Below are 19844 nucleotides of genomic sequence, written 5' to 3' on the forward strand. Positions count from 1 at the left end.
TTTCTTATGTCTTACTGCTTGACCGTGATCTTTTCCGAAAACCGGCTTCCAACGCGGTCCTTCGGTTCGGGATCATGGTCTAGCGGCCGGTGCAGCACGAATTGACGAGCGCGGCCAGCGATGCGGAAACATCGGCGAGCGCATCGCTGTCGACTTCATAGCGCGAGCGTTGCCGGTCCGGCTCGTAGCGGACGAGCCCGGCGTCGACCAATATTTTCAGGTGCTGCGAAACGGTGGACTGCGCCAGGTCGAGATGGTCGACGACCTCGCGGCAGCAGCAGGAGCGGCTGGCCGACAGATGCCTGAGGATCTCGATCCGGGCCGGATGCGAAAGCGCGGCGAGCTTCGCGGCGACGGACTGGCTGTCTGCGAAGCCGCAGGTCTTCTCGATTAGGGGAGCGTTCATCGTCTATCGGCGATAGACGATGAACTAACTTTCCGCAAGAGGCCGGAAAGGAGAAAAGGATTTCTAGTCGGCCTTCGTCGGGGCCGTCGTCATCTGATTGCCTATCGCCTTGAGGTTGGCGGCTTCGCCTTCCTGCGATTTTTCCGGGACCTTGAACACCTGCCCCGGCCAGATGCGGTCGGGATTCCTGATCTGATCCTGATTGGCGAGGTAGATGGTCGAGTAGCGCACGCCTTGGCCATAGACCCGCCGCGAGATCTGCCACAGCGTATCGTGGCGGCGGATAATAACGGTGCTGTCGGCGTGTTCGAGCTTCGGCGCCGCGGTCTCGGGAATTTCAGCCGATGCGGCGGGTGGAGCAGGCGCGGTCGCGCCAGCGGCGGGGGATGGCGTGGCAGGCTTCTGCTCGGCGGGCGCCACGGCGGCGACCGACTCGCCCGGCTCGCGCTCGAACGGCACGGCGGCGCGGGCCACCACCTTGACCCCGTCGGCATCGAGTGCGTCGACATGGATGGTGTAGGTGCCGACTGGAATGTTGCGCGTCGCCTCGACCAGGAAGTGGCCGTCGGGCGAAGTTTTCGCGTCGCCGAGCAAGATATCGTTGGCATAGGCGCGCACCTTGCGGCCGGGATCGGCGAGTCCGGCGACGAAGATCTTGTTGCCGTCGATCTCGATCGCTTCGACGACGATCTTTGGCCCTGCAGCTGGTGTTGCCGGTGCGACCGGCACGTCCGGAGCCGGCGCGGGGACAGCTTCGACAGTGGCCGGCGCCGTGGCGGCAGCGGGGTCCCCGGCAGCCGGAGCGGCCGCCTTGTCGCCGGCAGGGCCTTCAGGCTTCTTCTCTGGTGTAGGAACGGTGAGCAATTCCGAGGGCTTGCCCGGCTCCTCGATCATCGCCAGCACCTGGCCAGCAGGGCTCTGGGGAATCGAGACGACGGCTGTCTGCGCTGAGGGGGTTACGACATTGCCCGTCATTGAACGCAGCGCGATCGTGTAATCGCCGGGTTTCAGCGGATCGTCGAGAACGATGGCAAAAGCGCCATCGGCACCGGCGATCGTCGAGCCGAGAACCGTTGAGCCGTTGAGAATCTCGACCTTGGCGTTGGGTGCGGCGTTGCCGGCGACGACGATAGAGCCCTTGATTTCGACCCGAACGATATCGAAGGTCGGCGCGATCGCATCGGCCGTGGCCGGCGCTGCCGGTGCCATCGGATCTGTGGCCGGCGCGGGCGGAAGCGGTCCATCGGTCCCCGGCTCGGTCGGGTTCTCCACCGGGGGCGCCAGCGATGCCACTTCCGCCGGTGGCGCGCGATTGAGATATGGGTCGAGCGCGCCCGACACATAGGCGGTTCCCGCCGCGGCGACGGAGCCGCCGACGGCGAACAAAAGCGCCTTCAATGGATTAATCGTCATATTTCCCTGCCCTTAGCCACCTAATGCCGGTCTAGCCTGTTTTGCCCAAACCGACAAGAAAAAGGGGCCGACAAGAATAAAGGGGCCGACAAGAAAAAAGGGGCCCGGGCTTGACCGCGAATAAAGACCCAATCACCAATCATCTCATGAACACGATTCGATCCATCTGCGTCTATTGCGGCTCGTCTCCAGGCCGCGATGAAACCTATGCCAAGGCCGGACACCTGCTTGGGCGTTCGATCGCCAAGTCCGGGCTGCGTCTGATCTATGGCGGCGGCACCAGGGGCATCATGGGAGCCGTTGCCGAAGGGGCGTTGCGGGCTGGCGGCAAGGTGACGGGCATCATTCCGCGCTTCCTGATCAACAGGGAGGCCACCGAAACCGCACTTAACCGGCTCGACGAGCTCGTGATCACCGATAACATGCACGAGCGCAAACATACGATGTTCGAGAAATCCGACGCCTTTGTGGCGCTGCCGGGCGGCATCGGCACGGTCGAGGAAATCATCGAGATCATGACTTGGGGCCAGCTCGGCCATCATCGCAAGCCGATCGTCTTCGGCAACGTTGGGGGATTCTGGGATCCGATGCTGGCGCTGCTCGACCATATGATGGCCGAAGGCTTCATCCACACCGCGCAGCGGGTCAAGCCGCTAGTGGTCGACGATCCGGAAGCGATCGTCGCCGCCATCATGGTCGCCGGATCATCGGTCGACGCACCGACCGAAGGTGTGCAGTCGGTAATCGACAAGCTTTAGGGGAGTAAGGCAGTAGGGCAGTAAGGCAGTAAGTAGTGAAATTGCCGTGCTCATGACATGAAGCGCTATCCTACTCCCCTACTCCCCCCGCAAGTCGGCGACTTGCCCGGCTGACCCGCCAGATGACATTGCCGACGTCGTCGGCGACGAGCAGTGCGCCGGTCTGATCGATGGCAACGCCGACCGGACGGCCCATCGCCTTGCCATCACGCCCGACGAAGCCAGTGAGCACATCTTTCGGGGGACCGCTCGGTTTACCACCGCGGAACGGCACGAAGATCACCTTGTAGCCGCTGAACACGCTTCTGTTCCACGAGCCGTGCTGGCCGACGAAGGCGCCGTTGCCGTAGGCCGGACCGAGCGACGCGCCTTTGGAGAAGGTCAGTCCCAGCGAGGCGGTATGGGAACCCAGCGCATAATCGGGCTTGACTGCCCTCGCCACGAGATCGGGGCGCTGCGGCTTGACGCGTTCGTCGACGTTCTGTCCGAAGTAGCTGTAGGGCCAGCCGTAGAAAGCGCCGTCACGAACCGAGGTCATATAATCCGGCACAAGATCGTCGCCGATCTCGTCACGCTCGTTCACGGCGACCCAAAGCTCGCCAGTTTCAGGGTTCCAGGACAGCCCGTTCGGGTTGCGCAGCCCTGACGCGAAGACCCGGGTGCGGCGGGTCGACCGGTCCACTTCAAGGACGGCGGCACGGTTCTTCTCGGCGGCCATGCCGTTTTCTCCAACGTTACTGTTGGAGCCGACGGTGACATAGAGCTTGCGTCCATCCGGACTTGCGATCACATCCTTGGTCCAATGATGGTTGAGATCTCCGGCCGGCAAGTCGATGATCTTTTCCGGCGGCGCGGCGACTCGGGTCTGGCCTTTGGAGTAGGAGAAAGCGACGAGCGCGTCGGTATTCGCGACATAGAGCTTGCCTTTGGAAAGCGTCATACCGAAGGGTGAATTGAGGCCATCTGCGAACGTCCTGCGCACATCCGCAATGCCGTCGCCATTGGTGTCGCGCAGGAGCGTGATGCGGTTGGCGCTTTTGGTCGCGGCCCCGGCGCGCTTCATAGCGAGGTCCATGAAGACTTTTCTAAGGCTGAAGCCTTCGTCATGCTTGGCAGGGGCATTGGTTTCGGCAACCAACACGTCGCCGTTCGGAAGCACGTGCAGCCAGCGCGGATGGTCGAGGCCGGTGGCGAAGGCATTCGCCGTCAGCCCCTCCGCCGGGGTCGGCATACCACCTTTCTGCCAGCCTTTCGCCTCGGCGATGTTGACGGTCGGGATCAGCGTCGGTCTTGGTTTCGGTAAAGTGGGGTTGGGGCCATATCCGGGTTATTACCCCCGTTTTCTGCGCCGAAAAGCCAGCGCAGCTCGCCATGAGGGCTCCCAATACCGCTATGAGTACGCTTCGTTGGAAGCCGGCATGCATCGGACGTCCTCCGCATGGATTTGCGTCGTGCTCTTTGTCTAAACGCAAGTCAACGGGGTATTCTTCCAAATTGCCTCCAAACAGCGGCGTTCGTAGGCGCCTCGGATGACAGTCAAGGTGTCAAGAAACCGTCACACGAAACCGGGAGCGCCCGTGCTAGGAATCACCGGCCGCCGCCGCGCGGCGTTGTTTTCAAAAAGCTGGCGAAGCGACCATGAACATCGCTCTCAACCCGGAAGGCACCGACCTGTCGCCGTACCTGCCCGACGAGCACGGGCTGTTCTTCATCTATCACTTCACCGCCGAAGGCACGCGGACCAAAGACCCGGCCGACGCACACTGGACATGGCGCAGCTACCAGCTTTCCGACATGCGCGCGCGCCACGAGATCGCTGCCGAGCCGGCTTTGCCGCCGCCGGTGCGCGATGCCTTCCTGTCGGCCGGCCATGGCTGCCATATCGACCTCGAGGGCGACTGGCTCTACGGCGATCTGCCGGACCTGCGCCACGACTATTCGGCGGAGGCGCGCGGGCTCGGCCATTTCTGCTTCGCTTTCAACGACACGACGCTGATCGGCGGCCGCAAGCAGCCGCTACGGTCGGTCGACAATGTCCGCAAGGCGATTGACAACGGGTCGCGCAAATTCCGCTCTCCCGCCGAACTGATCGAGGCTGTCATGGGCCAGTCGCTCGACGGCATGGCGACGGAACTCGGTAGCCTTGGCGACGCACTCGACGGCATTGAGGACCGCATCGTCTGCGATGCATGGCACAGTGAGCGGCAGGCGCTGGTCGATGCACGCCGGCAACTGGTGGTGATCCACCGGCAGATGGCGACGTTAACCACTTTGTTCCGCCATCTCGACCATTCGCATCGCAACGATTTGCCTGATCCAATCAACGACATGGCGGCGCGGCTTTCGCACCGCGCCCATACATTGCATCACGACGGCGAGCAGTTGCAGGCGCGCGCCCGGCTCTTGCAGGACGAGTTGATGGCCAAGCTGACGACGCAATCGAACCAGTTGCTCTACATGCTGTCGGTGATGACCGCGGTGCTGTTGCCGATGACGATCATCTCGAGCCTGTTCGGCATGAATGTCGGCGGCCTGCCGCTGGTCGACACGCCGGCGGGCTTCTGGGTGGCGTCGGCGATATCGCTGGCAGTCGCCGCGGTCGTCTACCTGTTCGTCAGGCGGCTCGGTCGAGGGATATAGCGGCAACCGTTACAAGGTTGCGCGAAAGTCCTCGATGACAGTGCCGGCGGCGCGCACCTCCGCTTCGTGGTCCGGCTCGCGCCACGTCTCGGCAATGGCTGCCACGTACCATTCGCGCATCGCTGGCAGAGCCAGTAATCGCGCCGGATAGGCGGCAGCTGCGCCCTCGAAAGACAGTCCGTAGGACTGAACCCTAAACGCCACCGGGGCAAAGAAGGCGTCAATGGCGGTGAAGTGATCGCCGGCCAGGAATGGCCCACCGAAGCTGGCAAGGCCGTCGTTCCAGAGGTCACCGAGGCGGAAGAGGTCGTGCTTCAGCGCATCGGACATTGGAAATGGCTCGATGCGCACACCGCAACTCATAGGGCACGAGCCGCGCAAGCCGGTGAAGCTCGAATGCATTTCGGCGGCAGCCGAGCGCGCCCAGGCGCGTGCTTTGGCTTCGGCAGGCCAGACGCCGTGATGGCGCTCAGCCAGATATTCGGCGATGGCCAGTGAATCCCACACCGCCCAGCCATCGTCGATCAGGCATGGTACCCGACCGCTGGGCGAGAACGGCCGGTAGAGGCTCCAACTCGATCCGGTCGGGAACGGAGTCAGCCGCTCCTCGAATGGAATGCCCAGCTCTCGCATCAGCACCCATGGCCGCAGCGACCATGAGGAATAGTTCTTGTTGGCGATATGCAGGACATACATCGGAAACCCCTTGCCTTTACCGCGCTGCCGTTGCGGCAGGCCGGATCTCGCGGCCACGGAACATCGACCACGAATACATCGCCAGCGCAGTCCAGATCAGGCCGAAGGCGATGGCCTGGATGCTGCCGAAGGGTTCGCCGAAAATCAGCACGGCGATCAGGAACACAATGGTCGGCGCGATATACTGCATGATGCCGATGGTGGAGAGACGCAACAGCTTGGCCCCGAAGGCAAACAGCAGCAGCGGTATGGCGGTGATCGGGCCGCAGCCGATCAGCAGTGCGGTATCGTTCAGCGAACTGGAGACGAAATGGTCCTGCCCGGTGACGATGAGGAAGATGATGTAGCCGAGCGCCGGCACCGACAGCAACAGCACTTCGAGCAGAAAGCCCTGGCTCGGACCGATCGGCAGCGTCTTGCGGAAGAAGGCATAGGCGGCAAAGGAAAACGCCAGCACCAGCGACACCCAGGGCAGCTTGCCGGCGTCGATCGTCAGCACCGCGACCGCGATGGCCGCCAGCACCACCGCCGCGACCTGCAGCCGGTCGAGCCGTTCGCCGAGCAGCAGCGCGCCGACAACGACGCTGACAAGCGGGTTGATGTAGTAGCCAAGCGCGGTCTCGATGGTACGGTCGACCGCGATCGCCCAGACATAGATGCCCCAGTTGACGGAAATCAGTGCCGCCGTCAGCGCCGCCATCGAAATGATGCGCGGCGAACGCAACGCCGCTTTGAAATCCGCCGTTCGGCCGGCCCAGACCAGAACGGCGGCCGCGATCGGCACCGACCAGACGATGCGATGCGCGATAACTTCGGCCAGCGGCAGATGGGCGACCGCCTTCATGTAGAAGGGCAGCAACCCCCACAGGAGATAGGCGCCCAGTGCCAGCAGAAAGCCACGCCGGGCCTTTGAGTCTGCTTCGAGCTGAATTGCTTGCGTGGTCATGGCCCAACGCTATGCGCCAGCCGCCGTGCCAAGACCATCGCAAAGTTCTGATGGATCAATGGACTTTCGCTGATGGTTCAAGTGGCTGGCCCAGCGTTTCCACCAATATTCATTTGAAAACGCGAAGCTCGCGCGTCACTAGGCTTCGTCGGGTGCTGGCACCAGCTCCATGAATTCCGCTTCAGTGGAGTCGTGACGAAAGCCTGTCACGCACTCTGCCACCTGGAGCGGAATGTCTGCGATAAAGTCTATCTCGGCAGCACCTGCGTCCTCACGATCTTGGTCGGCGAAACGCGCGAGTCGGATCTCGTCGAAACAGGACGGAAGGTTTCCCGTCACTTCAAGATTGCGGGCGCCATCCGCGCTGGTGTGTCGTATACTCCAGACTTCGTGCCCATCACGCCACTGCTCGGCCCATTGCAGCATGACCGTATCGATATTGTGAACGACGACCACATCCCTGCCGGTCGATAGGCTGGCCATAGGCTTCCCGTCCTCCAGATCCATGTTCACATCGTCAAAAATGATGACTGACCAATTTTTGCCGACCACGGCGCCACTATAGGGAAAATCAAAAACCCCGTCCGTCTCTCCGGTCTGGGCCAGACCAAAAACCAATGCCGCCTTTGCAAGCGGGAGATCGTGAAATGCAACCCAACTTATTGAAAAGCCCATCTCTTCACTCCGCCGCAACCAGCCCGGCCATCTCTCGGTTCTTCATCAGCTTGTAGACGATCGAATCCATCAGCGCCTGGAACGAGGCGTCGATGATGTTTTCTGAGACGCCGACCGTCCACCAGCGGGCGCCGGTGCCGTCATGCGATTCGATCAGCACGCGAGTGATCGCCTCCGTGCCGCCATTGAGAATACGCACCTTGAAGTCGGCAAGCTCGAGGTCGGCGATCTCGTTCTGGAACTTTCCGAGATCCTTGCGCAGCGCGATGTCGAGCGCGTTGACCGGACCGTGCCCCTCCGCCACCGACATCTTCTCCTCGCCGTCGACCAGCACTTTGACGATCGCCTCGGAGACCGTTTTCAGCTGGCCGTTGGCGTCGAAGCGGCGCTCGACCATGCAGCGGAACGAGGTGACGCTGAAGAATTCCGGCAGGCCGTGCAGCATCTTGCGCGCCAGCAGCTCGAAGCTGGCGTCGGCGCCTTCATAGGCATAGCCCTCGGCCTCGCGCTCCTTGACCACTGATATCAGCGCATCGAGCCGGTGGGCGTCCTTCGGCATGTCGATGCCGCGCCGTTTCAACTCGGCGAGGAAATTGGCCTTGCCGCCCTGGTCCGAGACCATGACGCGGCGGCGGTTGCCGACCGCTTCCGGCGGCACATGCTCGTAGGTGGCCGGCTCCTTGGCCAGCGCCGAGGCATGGATGCCGGCCTTGGTGGCGAAGGCGGAAGCGCCGACATAGGGCGCCTGCGCTTCCGGCGCGCGGTTCAGCAATTCGTCAAAGGCGCGGGAAAGGCGTGATATGCCGGCCAATGCTTCGGCCGAGATGCCTGTCTCGAAGCGGTTGGAAAAGGCCGGCTTCAGCGCCAGCGTCGGCACGATCGTGATAAGATTGGCGTTGCCGCAGCGCTCGCCGATGCCGTTCAGCGTGCCCTGGATCTGGCGCACGCCGGCCTCGACGGCGGCCAGCGAATTTGCCACGGCCTGGCCGGTGTCGTCATGGGCATGGATGCCGAGATGGTCTCCGGGAATGCCGGAGGCGATGACCTTCTCGACGATGGCACGCACTTCCGACGGCTGCGTGCCGCCATTGGTGTCGCACAGCACCACCCAGCGCGCGCCGGCGTCGTAGGCGGTCCTGGCGCACGCCAGCGCATAATCGGGATTGGCCTTGAAGCCGTCGAAGAAATGCTCGCAGTCGACCAGTGCTTCCTTCCCGGCAACAACCGCCGCCTCGACCGAGGCCTTGATCGCCTCGAGGTTTTCTTCGTTGGTGCAGCCCAGCGCGACGCGGACATGGTAGTCCCAGCTCTTGGCGACAAAGCAGATGGCGTCCGACTTCGACTGGACCAGTGCGGCAAGGCCTGGATCGTTCGAGGTCGACACCCCTGCCCGCTTGGTCATGCCGAAGGCGACGAATTTGGCACTGGCCGTGCGGTGCTCAGCGAAGAAAGCGGTGTCGGTCGGATTGGCGCCGGGATAGCCGCCCTCGACATAGTCGACGCCGAACCCGTCGAGCAGCCCGGCGATGGCAATCTTGTCCTCGACCGAAAAGTCGATGCCCGGCGTCTGCTGGCCATCACGCAGTGTCGTGTCGAAGAGATAGAGGCGCTCGCGGCCCATGCTCATTTCCCCGCAAACCGATCTGTCGCCCGGATCAGCCGGTCGAGGATGCCCGGCTCCGAATAGGCATGGCCGGCGCCCTCGATCAGGTGGAAATCCGCCTTCGGCCACGCCTTGTGCAGCGCCCAGGCATAGCGCGCCGGGCACGGCATGTCGTAGCGGCCGTGAACGATGGTGCCGGGGATGTCCTTCAACTTGAAGGCATCACGCAGCAATTGCCCTTCCTCCAGCCAGCCGGCATGGACGAAATAATGGTTCTCGATGCGGGCGAAGGCGACGGCGTAGTCGTCTTCGCCAAACCGGCTGCTGGTTTCCGGATCGGGCAACAGCGTGATCGTCTCGCCCTCCCACAAGCTCCAGGCGCGGGCGGCCTCGACCTGCGCCTTGTGGTCGCTGCCGACCAGCCGCTTGCGATAGGCGGCCATCATGTCGCCGCGCTCGGCCTCGGGGATCGGCGCCAGGAAGCGCTCCCATCTGTCGGGGAACATTTCCGAGACGCCGAACTGGTAATACCATTCGAGCTCCGCGCGCGTCAGCGTGTAGATGCCGCGCACGACCAGGTCGCTTACCCGCTCGGGGTGCGTCTCGGCATAGGCCAGCGCCAGTGTCGAGCCCCACGAGCCGCCGAACACCAGCCATTTGTCGAAGCCGCACATGTCGCGCAGGCGCTCGATATCGGCGACCAGATGCCAGGTGGTGTTGGCCTCGAGCGAGGCGTTGGGCGTCGACTTCCCGCAGCCGCGCTGGTCGAACAGGATGACATCGTAAAGCTTCGGATCGAACAGCCGCCGGTGCTTCGGGGAAATCGTGCCGCCCGGTCCGCCATGCAGGAATACGGCCGGCTTGGCACCCCTGGTGCCGGAACGCTCCCAGTAGACCAGATGGCCGTCGCCGACATCCAGCATACCGGACTCGTAGGCCTCTATCTCCGGATAGAGGGTGCGCAGTTCACTGCTCATAATTTCAGGCCCTGCTCCGGCCAGTTGGCCGTCTCGTGATCCGGATGCTGGAAGGAGATGATCGATTCCTGCCGGGTGTAGTAGTCGGGATCGTCATGGACCGGCGCGTCGAAGATCTTCTCCACCCAGGGCAGCCGGGCGGCGTAGTTGATCTGGATCTGCGGTGCGAGGTCGGAGCGATCGTCAAAAGCGCCGATGGCGATCTCGAGCCCGCCGGGCTGTCTGTAGGTCAACGGCGTGCCGCAGCGGGCGCAGAAGCCGCGATCGATGTTGACCGACGACTGGAAATAGCTCGGCTCCTCGCGCACCCATTCGACGCCGTCCTTCGGCACCGTCACCAGCGCGCCGAAGAAGGAGCCGAACTGTTTCTGGCACATACGGCAATGGCAGATGGACGGGCGCCCAAGCGCCCCACGAATGCGGAAACGCACGGCGCCGCACTGGCAGCCGCCGGTTCGAATGGTTTCGGTCATGATCTTTCCTCCGGCGGCCATTGTTCGGTGTCGTGGTCGGGGTGCTGGTAAGAGACGAGATCGGCGAGATAGGAGGACGACGAAATATCGGCCATCGTGTCCTCGCCGGGCAATTCGTGGATATGATCGACATAGGGGAGTTTTGCTTCGATGCCCCACTGGATGGTCGGCGCGATCTCCTCCGGATCGTCGAAGGCGGCGATGGCGAGTGCGATGCCGTCGGGCGCCTCGAAGGTCAGCGGCGTGCCGCAATCGGCGCAAAAACCGCGCCATGCGGCATTGGAGGAGCGGAAGCGTTTGGGCTCGCCGCGTGTCCAGTCGAGTTTTGCGCCACGCACGGACACCAGCGGCAGGTAGAAATTGCCGCTGGCCTTCTGGCACATGCGGCAATGGCAGACGGAGGCGTCACCCAGCGCGCCTTCTATACGGAAGCGCACGGCGCCGCACTGGCAACCGCCTGTGTAGACCGGTCTGTTGTCTAGGCTCATTGCTTCACTCCGCGGCATGGCAGACGGCTTCGACATTGTTGCCGTCGGGATCGAAGACAAAGGCGCCATAGTAGTTCGCATGATAGTGCGGACGCAGGCCCGGCCCGCCGTTGTCCTTGCCGCCGGCCGCGATGGCGGCGGCGTGGAAGGCATCGACCTCGGCGCGGCTGCGTGCGGTGAAGGCGACGTGCTGGCGGTCCTTCGGCTTGTCCTTGCCTTGATGCAGCCAGAACACCGGCCGGTCGCGACCATAGCCGCCGACCTTCGCGCCGCCGGTATATTCCTGCGGCACCATGTAGAGCAGCGAGGCACCGAGCGGCGCCATCGCCTTGTCATAGAACGCCTTCGACGCGTCGAAATCGGAAACGGTGATGCCAAGATGATCGATCATCTTTTTACCTCCCAGGTGGTGATGCGGGCGCTGGTGACGGGGTCCTTGCCGTCCTTCAACTGGATACCTTGCGCCAGCAATTCGGCACGGATGCGGTCGGCCTCGGCCCAATTTCCAGCAGCGATCAGTTCCAGGCGTTTGGCGATCGCCCTGGCGATGGCGTCTTCATCGACCTTGGCCGGCGTAACGTCGAAGCCAAGGAGCAGCAACGCCGCCTTCAGCGAAGCGGCAGCATCGTTGCCCGCGGCGGCAGCGTTACCGCCACCGGCAGCATTGAAATCCACAGCCTCGCCGGCCAGCTGCGTCAGTACCTGGAACGCAGAATAGGTTGCGAGATCGTCCGACAGGGCTTCCACCACTTCTACCGGCAATTGCTTTGCCGCTGGCGCAAGGTCCGCCGCCCGCTTCCATTTGCGCAGCGTATTTTCCGCCTCTTCCAGCTTGCGCACGGAAAAGTCGATCGGCTCGCGATAATGCGTCATCAGCATCGCCAGCCGCAGCACCTCGCCCGGCCATTTGCGGCCACCAAAGGTCTCGGTCTCCAGCAACTCGTTGATCGAGTAGAAGTTGCCCAGGCTCTTGGACATCTTCTGCCCCTCGACCTGCAGGAAGCCGTTGTGCATCCACACTTTTGCCATCACATCGGTGCCGTGGGCGCAGCGCGACTGGGCGATCTCGTTCTCGTGGTGCGGGAAGATCAGGTCGAGCCCGCCGCCATGGATGTCGAAGACCTCGCCGAGATAGGCGGCCGACATCGCCGAGCACTCGATGTGCCAGCCCGGCCGGCCCCTGCCCCACGGGCTGTCCCAGCCCGGCTCTTCCGGCGAGGACAGCTTCCACAGCACGAAATCGCCAGGGTTCTTCTTATGTGGATCGACGGCGACGCGAGCGCCGGCCTGCTGTTCGTCGAGATTGCGCTTCGACAATTGGCCGTAGTCCGGCATCGAGCCCGTGTCGAACAGAACTTCGCCTGCCGCAACATAGGCATGGCCGCGTTCGATCAACCGTTGGATCAAGGAGATCATGTCGACTTTGCCATCGGCGCGCGGCTCGACGAATTCGGTGGCGCGCGGCTCGACCGTCGGTTCCAGGCAGCCGAGCGTCGCCACATCCTTGTGGAACTGGTCGGCGGTTTTTTCGGTGACCCGCCGGATCGCCTCATTCAGCGACAGCTTTCCCGAGGCAATCTCGCCGCCGAAATCGCGCAGTGCGCGGTCATTGATCTTGTCGTCGACATCCGTGATGTTGCGTACATAGGTGACGTGCGCTTGCCCGTAGAGATGGCGCAGCAGACGGAACAGCACGTCGAAGACGATCACCGGCCGCGCGTTGCCGATATGGGCAAAGTCGTAGACCGTCGGGCCGCAGACATACATGCGCACATTGCGCGGATCGATGGGGAAGAAATCCTCCTTGGTCCGCGTCAGCGTGTTGTAGAGGCGCAGGCCCTTCGATGCGTCAGACATTCGTGCCTTCCCGGTGCGTTACTTTTTGGCTGGGCCCACTTGCGCCGAGACGCAAATCAGGCACCAGCCTGCTGGCCGGGGCGTTTGTCCACTCTAGAAGGAAGATAGGCGAAAACGTCCGGACCAGCGCGAAGCTAGCCAATAATGCAAATGCCACAAATGGCGAAAGACGTTCTCATGAGCGGCTTTATCGCCTCACCCAGTGTTGCCGTCAAGTCGCAACTTTCGGCAAAAGAGTCGCTGGATCACAGGTAATGACGCCGTGAAACATTTTATTAAACATCTCGGCACAGTCATGAAACATTCGCCGGCTAGATCACCACATGTCACGAATTGGTCGGATTCGACCAGCAAACGCGGACACGAAGACGTTACCAGGGAAGAGAAAAATGCCCCGAACCAAGCAGGACTCCAGCAGCGCCAAGCAACCGGCGCTCGCCAGCCAATACCGGGCGATCGGCCCGGCCGCGATCGTCGCCGCCCTTCTTCACACAGCGAAGAAGAAGAAGCCGGTGCAGAAGATCATATCGCCGCGCGCTGCCTGATGCGACGTGCGGCCGGCCGGTCGCCAGTAAATGGGGCGCCGGCAATGAAGGCGCTGAAGCGCCCCAGGAAATAGCAGCTGCTGCTAAAACAAGGTCATCTGACTGTCGTCCGCGCCGGGCTTCTGGCGCCTGGCCTTCCCGGGCTCCGGCCCCACGACGCCCCTTTCCTGAATCTCCGGCCCGGTGTTGGCGACCTCGTTGACGAGGTCGGAAACCGGAACAGCCTCGAAGAAATCGAGCCGTGCCGGTCTGAGCAGGTCGGCCACGTCGCGCGGCTCCAGCGTGCGGCAATCCAGCCAGCGGGCGAAATCCTGCGGATCCATCACCACCGGCATCCGGTCATGGATATGGGCGATGTCGGCATTGGCGTTAACGGTCAGGATGGCGCCGGTGTCCATCTCCGAACCGCCCGGCTCGGCATAGGTCTCGATCAGCCCGGCGAAGGCGACAAGCCCGCCATGCTTCGGCCCCACCCAATAGGGCTGCCCCCTCTTGCCGCCTGATCGACGCCATTCGTAGAAGCCGGAAGCCGGGACCAAAGCGCGGCGATGGCGCATGGCGGTGCGAAACGAGGCCTTTTCCGTTGCTCCCTCCGAGCGGGCGTTGAACAGCAGCGGAAACTCACGCGTGTCCTTCACCCAGGCCGGGATCAGTCCCCAACGCACCAGCATCGGCTGCCGGTCGGCCAGGTTCGAGCCTGGCGCCTGCGGCAAGCCTGCAATCGCCATCAGGACCGGCTGCGTCGGCGCGATGTTGTAGCGGGCCGGAAAATCCTCCAGCTCCGCCAGACCGAGAAAGGCGGCAGTCTGGTCCGGCGTGGCGGTCAAGGCGAAGCGTCCGCACATAAGCTAAAACTCGTTGAATTGGTCGGATGCGAAGGTGGCGATGGAACCGGCGTTGCGCAACCGCTAATGCTTCTTCACGCCGACCGGTCCACAACCGGCTGCAGCGAATGACGATCGGAGATCCATGGACGAGATGCGCAAGATACTCCCGGCTGTCTCGGTCGCCATTGTCCGCGGCGACACGGTGCTGCTGGTCAAGCGGGCGCGGCAGCCTTCGCAAGGATTTTACGCGTTTCCAGGCGGCAAGGTCGAGGCCGGCGAAACGCTGCAACAAGCCGCGCAGCGCGAATTGCTGGAGGAAACCGGGTTGCTGGCGCACAACTACCGTCCCCTTCGGGAGATCCACATCGACGGCGGCAGCGACGGGCACCCGGTCGACTATCTGCTGACGGTGTTCGGCGCCACTTATGCCGGCGGAGAGCCCGTGGCCAGCGACGACGCCGAGACCGCCGCCTTCTATACGCTCAGCGAAATGACGACGCTGCCGCTTGCCGCTTCGGTGTTTGCCGTTGCCGACGAATTGCTCAGGAATGCAGGGGCATAACGTCCAAAATCGCCTTGCAGCCGACAAATTGTTTGGCCACATAGACTTATGATCCGCGCATCGCTTTTCCTTGCAGCTTGCCTCGCCGCCAGTACGGCAATCGGGTCGCGACCGGCACTGGCCGCCGAGTCGCCGTTCGAGCCCGGGCTGATGCGGCTGGCGGAGGTGCTTGGATCGCTGCATTTCCTGCGTAATCTGTGCGGCGAGAAGGGCGACCGGTGGCGGGTCGAGATGGAGAAGCTGATTGCTTCGGAAAATCCGGACCCGGAGCGGCGCGCCCGTTTCATCGCCAGCTTCAACCGCGGCTACCGCTCCTTCGGCGGCACCTACACGCAGTGTACCGCCTCGGCGACCGAAGCCATCAGCCGCTACATGAAGGAAGGCGAGACGCTGTCGCGCGACATCGCCTCGCGCTACGGCAACTGACCTTGGCACCCCCTGCTTGTGTCTGGTGGCGTCTTAGTGCAATCCTTGTGTTGCACTTCTGCAACGGCATTAACGAAACGTTACCGCGCGGATGTGGAATTAACTCAAACTGAAGGTTTTCATCCCGCTCGCCGACCTAATCGGCTAAGTTTGAATCGGATCGAACGCAGGTTTGCAAAACGTGACGAGCCCTTGTCGAAACGACCCTAGAAATGTCGTATTTACAAGTACTTACTTAACCTGCGTGTAAAAGGGACAGCCCAAGCCTGATCCGCGTCTGCCGGATCGCCGCTTGAAAAGGGTGGACATCGCAATGGAACATGGCGTCAACGACATCGACGCGCTGGTCAGGGAAGAAAAGCGCCTGACTGCCGTGGAAAGCCACAGCGAGGCCTGGGCGGAAGGGCTTTCGGCGGGAATCGAGCCGGAAATCATCGCCGAGGCGGCCCTTGAAACCGCGTTCGGCGAAATGCTGCGCGCCAATGGCGAAACCTTGGCCCTTGCCCTGCTCGACCGCATGCGTGAAAAGGTGATAGCCGGGGCCTTCGAACCAGGACGGCTGCGGCACTGAACCGGCATCAGGCTCTTTGACCACGGCGTGCCGCTTGGGCGGTTATGCCCCGGGCACCTGGGCGGGCCTGGGCACCTGTAAGGGCACCTGTAAGGGCCTGGGCATCTGGACGGAATCATGGAGAGGCAGGCGGTGAATTTTTCGACGTCAGGCCAGCCGCGTGGCTTGGCCCTCAGCATCCGGCTCGTCGCTTTTTGCGCCGCGGTCCCTCTAGCTCTTTGCCTCGCAAGCAGCCCCGGATATGCGCTGAGTGAAATCAAGCGCGAGGACCTTCCTTCGCCAGTCACGCCGCCCGCCGACGACGACATGTCGCCGCCCGGAACTGCGGTGCCGATGCCCGACCCACTCGGCACGACACCGCCCCCGGCCAGCCAGCCGACGCCGCCCGACGAGCGGGAACAGGTCGAACCGGACGGGCCAACAGACGATGGCGGCATAGCCAATCCGCGAGTCGATCCGGATGAACCCTTGCCCGAGGTCGTCTACGATCTCAGCAAGCTGCCGGAGCCGGTCAGGCGCATGCATGATCTCATTATCGGGGCCTGCAAGAGCGGCGACATCGAAAAGCTCCGGCCGCTGATCGGCCAGGGCGATACGATGACCCAATTGTCGCTGAGCGAGATCGAAGGCGACCCGATCACCTTCCTGAAAGGTCTTTCGGGCGATACGGAAGGCCAGGAAATCCTCGCCATCCTGGAAGAGGTGCTCAGTGCCGGCTATGTCCATATCGATGTCGGCACGCCGCAGGAGCTCTACGTCTGGCCATATTTCTTCGCGCTGCCGCTGGACAAGCTCGATGCCAGGCAGCGGGTCGAGCTGTTCAAGATCGTCACCGCCGGCGACTATGACAGCATGAAGCAGTTCGGCGCCTACATCTTCTACCGCGTTGGCATCACGCCGGACGGACAGTGGACGTTCTTCGTCGCCGGGGATTGAGCGGCATTGCCCTCTCCTACCCTCAAGCCCGCCTAGAGCATCAGAGTGGGTACCGGTTTGGGAAAATCCGATGCTCAGAAGATAAGCGGCGGTACGATTCGATTTGAAAGTCCGCCTATCTAGACCGCCAGCGCCTCGGAAAACTCCACCGCCCGGCCCTGCCCTGGCGTGACGATCTCGCCTTCCCACATCACGCGGCGGCCGCGCACGACTGTTCCGACCGGCCACCCGGTCACTTCTCTGCCGTCATAGGGCGTCCAGCCGGCCTTCGAGCCTGCCTGCGCATTGGTGATGGTCTCGCGACGCTTCAAATCGACAATCGTGAAATCCGCGTCGTAGCCGGCGGCGATGCGGCCTTTCCTGGCCATGCCGAAGATACGCTGCGGGCCGTGGCTGGACAGGTCGACGAAACGTTGCAACGTCAGCCGGCCGGCATTGACGTGGTCGAGCATGATCGACACCAGCGTCTGCACGCCGGTCATGCCCGACGGCGAGGCCGGATAGGGCCTTGCCTTTTCGGCCAGCGTGTGCGGGGCGTGGTCGGAACCCAGCACATCGACGATGCCTTGCGCAATGCCGTGCCAGATGCCGTCGCGGTGGCGTGCTGCACGCACAGGCGGGTTCATCTGGATCAGCGTGCCGAGGCGTGCATAGTCGTCAGCGCTCAGCGTCAGATGATGCGGTGTCGCCTCGCAGGTCGCGACATCCTTGTGCCGTTCGAGGAAGGCGATCTCCTCGGCGGTCGAGACGTGCAGCACATGGATACGCGCGCGGGCTTTCCGAGCAATGCGCACAAGGCGCTCGGTGCAGCGCAAGGCGGCGATCTCGTCGCGCCAAACCGGATGCGAGGCCGGGTCGCCCTCGATGCGTTCGCCGAGCCGCTCGCGCAGCCGGAATTCGTCCTCGGAATGGAAGGCCGCACGGCGGCGGGTATTCCTCAGGATCGAGGCGACGCCCTCATCATCCTCGACCAAAAGGTCACCGGTGGACGAGCCCATGAATACCTTTATGCCGGCAGCACCGGGTAGCCGCTCCAGTTCGCCGGCATCCCCGGCATTGTCGCGGGTGCCGCCGACCCAGAAGGCAAAGTCGCAATGCATGCGGCCGGTGGCGCGCCGCACCTTGTCGGCAAGGGCTGCCTCGCCGGTGGTCAGCGGGTTGGTGTTGGGCATCTCGAAGACGGCGGTGACACCGCCCAGCACCGCTGCCCGCGAGCCGGTCTCCAAATCCTCCTTGTGCTCCAGCCCCGGCTCGCGGAAATGCACCTGGCTGTCGACGACGCCGGGCAGGATGTGCAGGCCGCGACAGTCGACCGTCTCGCCGGCTGAAGCCTGGCCGAGATCGCCGATGGCGGCGATGCGCCCGCCGTTGATGCCGATGTCGCGCCGGCCCTCGCCATCGTGGTTGACCATCGTGCCGCCTGTCAGGATGAGGTCGTAGGTCGTGGCCATGCTGATCCGGTCTCTTGCGGGGGGAGTGTCAGCGGCTTACGTAATGGCCGACTGTTTTGCAAGATCAGGTTCTTTTTCCGCCCATGCCCTTTGCCCTACTGAAAGATCGCGCACTCGTTTCCGTGTCAGGCCCGGATGCCGAGAACTTTTTGCAGAACATTCTGACCACCGACCTCGAAGCACTGGCTGCCGGCGAAGCAAAGCCTGGCGCCTTGCTGACGCCGCAAGGCAAGATCCTGTTCGACTTCCTGATCTCCCGCGCTGGCGAGAATTCCTTCCGCCTCGAATGCCGAGCCGATGTATCAGATGATTTCATCCGGCGGCTGATGCTCTATAAATTGCGCGCCAAGGTCGAGATCGCCAAGGCAGAACAGGGACTTGTCGCTGTTGCGTGGGGGGATCATTCCACCGCTTCACAGTTTGATTCAACGCCGGTTGCAGATGCACGATTCCGCGACGTGTCCGTAACGCGCTTTTATGGCGGCACGGCCGCCGGCGGCGATCCGGCCGCATGGCAAGCTCTGCGCATCGCCCATGGGATTGCCGAAAGCGGCAGCGACTATCAGCTCGGCGACGCCTTCCCGCATGATGTGCTGCTCGACGAGACCGGCGGCGTCGGCTTCAGGAAGGGCTGCTATGTCGGCCAGGAGGTGGTCTCGCGCATGCAGCATCGCGGCACCGCCAGACGGCGGGTGCTGATCGTTTCGGCCGAACGGCCCCTGCCCGCTCCTGGCGCCGAACTGACAGTTTCCGGGCGACCGGTCGGCACGCTTGGCACCACCGCCGGCACAGCAGGCCTCGCCATAGCCCGTATCGACCGCGTCAAGGCAGCGCTCGACGCCGGCCAGCCAATCATGGCGGATGACGTCACTGTGTCGCTCACCATTCCGGCCTGGGCGAAGTTCACTTTTCCGCTGGAAACCGTTGGCCCGCAGGAATCCGTCGGCGCGGAGGAGGCCTAATGGCGGCCGACCGTGCCGGGGCGCCGCCGCGCGCCTGGCAGCGCATGCTGTCGGGCCGGAGGCTGGATCTGCTTGACCCTTCACCGCTTGATATCGAGATTTCGGACATCGCCCACGGGCTTGCCCGCGTCGCCCGCTGGAACGGCCAGACCAGCGGCGATCACGCCTTTTCCGTCGCCCAGCATTCGCTGCTGGTCGAGGCGCTTTTCGGCGAGCTGGCGCCGGACGCCCCGGCCGACGCGCGGCTGGCGGCTTTGCTGCACGACGCGCCGGAATATGTCATCGGTGACATGATCTCACCGTTCAAATCGGTGATGGGCGGCAGCTACAAGGAGTGCGAGCTGAGGCTGCAGCGCGCCATCCATCTGCGCTTTTCGCTGCCGGTCGAACCTAGTGCAGGCCTGCGCAAGGAAATCAAGCGCGCCGACCAGATCGCCGCCTATTTCGAGGCGACGCTGCTTGCCGGCTTTTCGACCGCCGAGGCGACCGAATTCTTCGGCCGGCCGCGCGGCTTCAATGCCGAACGCTTCGATTTCACCCCGCGTTCGGTGACTTGGGCGCAAAACGCGTTCCTCAAACGGTATGCGGCAATCGAGAAATCGCGGCGCCAAACGCTGCAGCCGGCCGACTGA

The 19844-nt window shown here is 63.2% G+C and carries 22 protein-coding genes and 1 pseudogene; 9 read left to right on the top strand and 14 right to left on the bottom strand.

Annotation, left to right across the window (positions count from 1 at the left end):
- Positions 1 to 79: 79 nt before the first annotated feature.
- Positions 80 to 406 (bottom strand): ArsR/SmtB family transcription factor, encoded by a 327-nt coding sequence (locus CIT26_RS34090; protein WP_095496656.1) that lies wholly within the window; start codon positions 404 to 406, stop codon positions 80 to 82.
- Positions 407 to 469: 63 nt separating this feature from the next.
- Complete coding sequence (locus tag CIT26_RS34095) at positions 470 to 1819, bottom strand: LysM peptidoglycan-binding domain-containing protein (protein WP_095496657.1); 1350 nt, start codon at positions 1817 to 1819, stop codon at positions 470 to 472.
- Positions 1820 to 1965: 146 nt separating this feature from the next.
- Here CIT26_RS34095 and CIT26_RS34100 point away from each other — a divergent pair, with 146 nt between their 5' ends.
- Positions 1966 to 2577, top strand: a complete 612-nt coding sequence (locus CIT26_RS34100; protein WP_095496658.1) for an LOG family protein — start codon at positions 1966 to 1968, stop codon at positions 2575 to 2577.
- 70 nt (positions 2578 to 2647) lie between these two features.
- Here CIT26_RS34100 and CIT26_RS34105 read toward each other — a convergent pair.
- Positions 2648 to 4001, bottom strand: a pseudogene (locus CIT26_RS34105) (PQQ-dependent sugar dehydrogenase).
- Positions 4002 to 4215: 214 nt separating this feature from the next.
- On the opposite strand from CIT26_RS34105, the gene CIT26_RS34110 reads away from it, so the two are divergent.
- The gene (locus CIT26_RS34110; protein WP_095496659.1) at positions 4216 to 5217 is read left to right on the top strand and encodes a transporter; all 1002 of its coding nucleotides are present in this window, start codon (positions 4216 to 4218) and stop codon (positions 5215 to 5217) included.
- 9 nt (positions 5218 to 5226) lie between these two features.
- Here CIT26_RS34110 and CIT26_RS34115 read toward each other — a convergent pair whose 3' ends face one another.
- The 9 genes from CIT26_RS34115 to cysS all read right to left on the bottom strand — a co-directional run bounded on the left by CIT26_RS34115 (position 5227) and on the right by cysS (position 12932).
- Complete coding sequence (locus CIT26_RS34115) at positions 5227 to 5913, bottom strand: glutathione S-transferase family protein (protein WP_095496660.1); 687 nt, start codon at positions 5911 to 5913, stop codon at positions 5227 to 5229.
- A gap of 16 nt (positions 5914 to 5929) precedes the next feature.
- A complete protein-coding gene (gene rarD, locus CIT26_RS34120; RefSeq protein ID WP_095496661.1) occupies positions 5930 to 6859 on the bottom strand; it encodes an EamA family transporter RarD in 930 nt (309 codons plus the stop codon).
- Positions 6860 to 6997: 138 nt separating this feature from the next.
- On the bottom strand, positions 6998 to 7534 hold the full coding sequence (locus CIT26_RS34125) for a hypothetical protein (RefSeq protein WP_095496662.1): 537 nt from the start codon (positions 7532 to 7534) through the stop codon (positions 6998 to 7000).
- 4 nt (positions 7535 to 7538) lie between these two features.
- On the bottom strand, positions 7539 to 9155 hold the full coding sequence (gene cimA / locus CIT26_RS34130) for a citramalate synthase (RefSeq protein ID WP_095496663.1): 1617 nt from the start codon (positions 9153 to 9155) through the stop codon (positions 7539 to 7541).
- Positions 9156 to 9157: 2 nt separating this feature from the next.
- Positions 9158 to 10114, bottom strand: a complete 957-nt coding sequence (gene pip / locus CIT26_RS34135; RefSeq protein WP_095496664.1) for a prolyl aminopeptidase — start codon at positions 10112 to 10114, stop codon at positions 9158 to 9160.
- Positions 10111 to 10587 carry a GFA family protein gene (locus CIT26_RS34140; protein WP_095496665.1) on the bottom strand — a complete coding sequence of 159 codons (477 nt, stop codon included), beginning with the start codon at positions 10585 to 10587 and terminating at the stop codon, positions 10111 to 10113. Before CIT26_RS34140 ends, pip begins: the two co-directional genes overlap by 4 nt.
- On the bottom strand, positions 10584 to 11075 hold the full coding sequence (locus tag CIT26_RS34145; RefSeq protein ID WP_095496666.1) for a GFA family protein: 492 nt from the start codon (positions 11073 to 11075) through the stop codon (positions 10584 to 10586). The genes CIT26_RS34140 and CIT26_RS34145 overlap by 4 nt, the downstream gene beginning before the upstream one ends.
- A gap of 4 nt (positions 11076 to 11079) precedes the next feature.
- Positions 11080 to 11466 carry a VOC family protein gene (locus tag CIT26_RS34150; RefSeq protein ID WP_095496667.1) on the bottom strand — a complete coding sequence of 129 codons (387 nt, stop codon included), beginning with the start codon at positions 11464 to 11466 and terminating at the stop codon, positions 11080 to 11082.
- Positions 11463 to 12932, bottom strand: coding sequence for a cysteine--tRNA ligase (cysS, locus tag CIT26_RS34155; protein ID WP_095496668.1), 1470 nt, complete (start codon positions 12930 to 12932; stop codon positions 11463 to 11465). Before cysS ends, CIT26_RS34150 begins: the two co-directional genes overlap by 4 nt.
- A gap of 389 nt (positions 12933 to 13321) precedes the next feature.
- Here cysS and CIT26_RS34160 point away from each other — a divergent pair, with 389 nt between their 5' ends.
- Positions 13322 to 13477, top strand: coding sequence for a hypothetical protein (locus CIT26_RS34160; RefSeq protein WP_095496669.1), 156 nt, complete (start codon positions 13322 to 13324; stop codon positions 13475 to 13477).
- An 83-nt stretch (positions 13478 to 13560) separates the two neighbouring features.
- Here the strand turns inward: CIT26_RS34160 and CIT26_RS34165 are convergent, their stop codons facing one another.
- On the bottom strand, positions 13561 to 14322 hold the full coding sequence (locus CIT26_RS34165) for an SOS response-associated peptidase (protein ID WP_095496670.1): 762 nt from the start codon (positions 14320 to 14322) through the stop codon (positions 13561 to 13563).
- Between the two features lie 124 nt (positions 14323 to 14446).
- On the opposite strand from CIT26_RS34165, the gene CIT26_RS34170 reads away from it, so the two are divergent.
- The 4 genes from CIT26_RS34170 (at position 14447) to CIT26_RS34185 (ending at position 16799) form a co-directional block, all read left to right on the top strand.
- On the top strand, positions 14447 to 14866 hold the full coding sequence (locus CIT26_RS34170; RefSeq protein ID WP_095496671.1) for an NUDIX hydrolase: 420 nt from the start codon (positions 14447 to 14449) through the stop codon (positions 14864 to 14866).
- Positions 14867 to 14914: 48 nt separating this feature from the next.
- Positions 14915 to 15292, top strand: coding sequence for a TIGR02301 family protein (locus CIT26_RS34175; RefSeq protein WP_095496672.1), 378 nt, complete (start codon positions 14915 to 14917; stop codon positions 15290 to 15292).
- A gap of 313 nt (positions 15293 to 15605) precedes the next feature.
- A complete protein-coding gene (locus CIT26_RS34180; protein ID WP_095496673.1) occupies positions 15606 to 15863 on the top strand; it encodes a hypothetical protein in 258 nt (85 codons plus the stop codon).
- Positions 15864 to 15995: 132 nt separating this feature from the next.
- The gene (locus CIT26_RS34185; RefSeq protein WP_167391641.1) at positions 15996 to 16799 is read left to right on the top strand and encodes a hypothetical protein; all 804 of its coding nucleotides are present in this window, start codon (positions 15996 to 15998) and stop codon (positions 16797 to 16799) included.
- A gap of 119 nt (positions 16800 to 16918) precedes the next feature.
- Here CIT26_RS34185 and CIT26_RS34190 read toward each other — a convergent pair whose 3' ends face one another.
- Positions 16919 to 18250 carry a dihydroorotase gene (locus CIT26_RS34190; protein WP_095496675.1) on the bottom strand — a complete coding sequence of 444 codons (1332 nt, stop codon included), beginning with the start codon at positions 18248 to 18250 and terminating at the stop codon, positions 16919 to 16921.
- An 83-nt stretch (positions 18251 to 18333) separates the two neighbouring features.
- Here CIT26_RS34190 and ygfZ point away from each other — a divergent pair, with 83 nt between their 5' ends.
- Both ygfZ and CIT26_RS34200 read left to right on the top strand, forming a co-directional pair.
- Positions 18334 to 19212 carry a CAF17-like 4Fe-4S cluster assembly/insertion protein YgfZ gene (gene ygfZ, locus CIT26_RS34195; protein ID WP_095496676.1) on the top strand — a complete coding sequence of 293 codons (879 nt, stop codon included), beginning with the start codon at positions 18334 to 18336 and terminating at the stop codon, positions 19210 to 19212.
- Positions 19212 to 19844, top strand: coding sequence for an HD domain-containing protein (locus CIT26_RS34200; protein WP_095496677.1), 633 nt, complete (start codon positions 19212 to 19214; stop codon positions 19842 to 19844). Before ygfZ ends, CIT26_RS34200 begins: the two co-directional genes overlap by 1 nt.

This window comes from Mesorhizobium temperatum, assembly GCF_002284575.1.
GTDB lineage: Bacteria > Pseudomonadota > Alphaproteobacteria > Rhizobiales > Rhizobiaceae > Mesorhizobium > Mesorhizobium temperatum.

Excerpts from the sequence above, each read along its gene's own strand:
- CIT26_RS34110 (WP_095496659.1), top strand. The coding sequence starts at position 4,216 with ATGAACATCGCTCTCAACCCGGAAGGCACCGACCTGTCGCCGTACCTG.
- pip (WP_095496664.1), bottom strand. The coding sequence starts at position 10,114 with ATGAGCAGTGAACTGCGCACCCTCTATCCGGAGATAGAGGCCTACGAG.
- cysS (WP_095496668.1), bottom strand. The coding sequence starts at position 12,932 with ATGTCTGACGCATCGAAGGGCCTGCGCCTCTACAACACGCTGACGCGG.
- cimA (WP_095496663.1), bottom strand. The coding sequence starts at position 9,155 with ATGGGCCGCGAGCGCCTCTATCTCTTCGACACGACACTGCGTGATGGC.
- CIT26_RS34150 (WP_095496667.1), bottom strand. The coding sequence starts at position 11,466 with ATGATCGATCATCTTGGCATCACCGTTTCCGATTTCGACGCGTCGAAG.
- CIT26_RS34170 (WP_095496671.1), top strand. The coding sequence starts at position 14,447 with ATGGACGAGATGCGCAAGATACTCCCGGCTGTCTCGGTCGCCATTGTC.
- rarD (WP_095496661.1), bottom strand. The coding sequence starts at position 6,859 with ATGACCACGCAAGCAATTCAGCTCGAAGCAGACTCAAAGGCCCGGCGT.
- CIT26_RS34180 (WP_095496673.1), top strand. The coding sequence starts at position 15,606 with ATGGAACATGGCGTCAACGACATCGACGCGCTGGTCAGGGAAGAAAAG.
- CIT26_RS34165 (WP_095496670.1), bottom strand. The coding sequence starts at position 14,322 with ATGTGCGGACGCTTCGCCTTGACCGCCACGCCGGACCAGACTGCCGCC.
- CIT26_RS34200 (WP_095496677.1), top strand. The coding sequence starts at position 19,212 with ATGGCGGCCGACCGTGCCGGGGCGCCGCCGCGCGCCTGGCAGCGCATG.
- CIT26_RS34175 (WP_095496672.1), top strand. The coding sequence starts at position 14,915 with ATGATCCGCGCATCGCTTTTCCTTGCAGCTTGCCTCGCCGCCAGTACG.
- CIT26_RS34095 (WP_095496657.1), bottom strand. The coding sequence starts at position 1,819 with ATGACGATTAATCCATTGAAGGCGCTTTTGTTCGCCGTCGGCGGCTCC.
- ygfZ (WP_095496676.1), top strand. The coding sequence starts at position 18,334 with ATGCCCTTTGCCCTACTGAAAGATCGCGCACTCGTTTCCGTGTCAGGC.
- CIT26_RS34090 (WP_095496656.1), bottom strand. The coding sequence starts at position 406 with ATGAACGCTCCCCTAATCGAGAAGACCTGCGGCTTCGCAGACAGCCAG.
- CIT26_RS34145 (WP_095496666.1), bottom strand. The coding sequence starts at position 11,075 with ATGAGCCTAGACAACAGACCGGTCTACACAGGCGGTTGCCAGTGCGGC.
- CIT26_RS34100 (WP_095496658.1), top strand. The coding sequence starts at position 1,966 with ATGAACACGATTCGATCCATCTGCGTCTATTGCGGCTCGTCTCCAGGC.
- CIT26_RS34140 (WP_095496665.1), bottom strand. The coding sequence starts at position 10,587 with ATGACCGAAACCATTCGAACCGGCGGCTGCCAGTGCGGCGCCGTGCGT.
- CIT26_RS34190 (WP_095496675.1), bottom strand. The coding sequence starts at position 18,250 with ATGGCCACGACCTACGACCTCATCCTGACAGGCGGCACGATGGTCAAC.
- CIT26_RS34160 (WP_095496669.1), top strand. The coding sequence starts at position 13,322 with ATGCCCCGAACCAAGCAGGACTCCAGCAGCGCCAAGCAACCGGCGCTC.
- CIT26_RS34125 (WP_095496662.1), bottom strand. The coding sequence starts at position 7,534 with ATGGGCTTTTCAATAAGTTGGGTTGCATTTCACGATCTCCCGCTTGCA.
- CIT26_RS34115 (WP_095496660.1), bottom strand. The coding sequence starts at position 5,913 with ATGTATGTCCTGCATATCGCCAACAAGAACTATTCCTCATGGTCGCTG.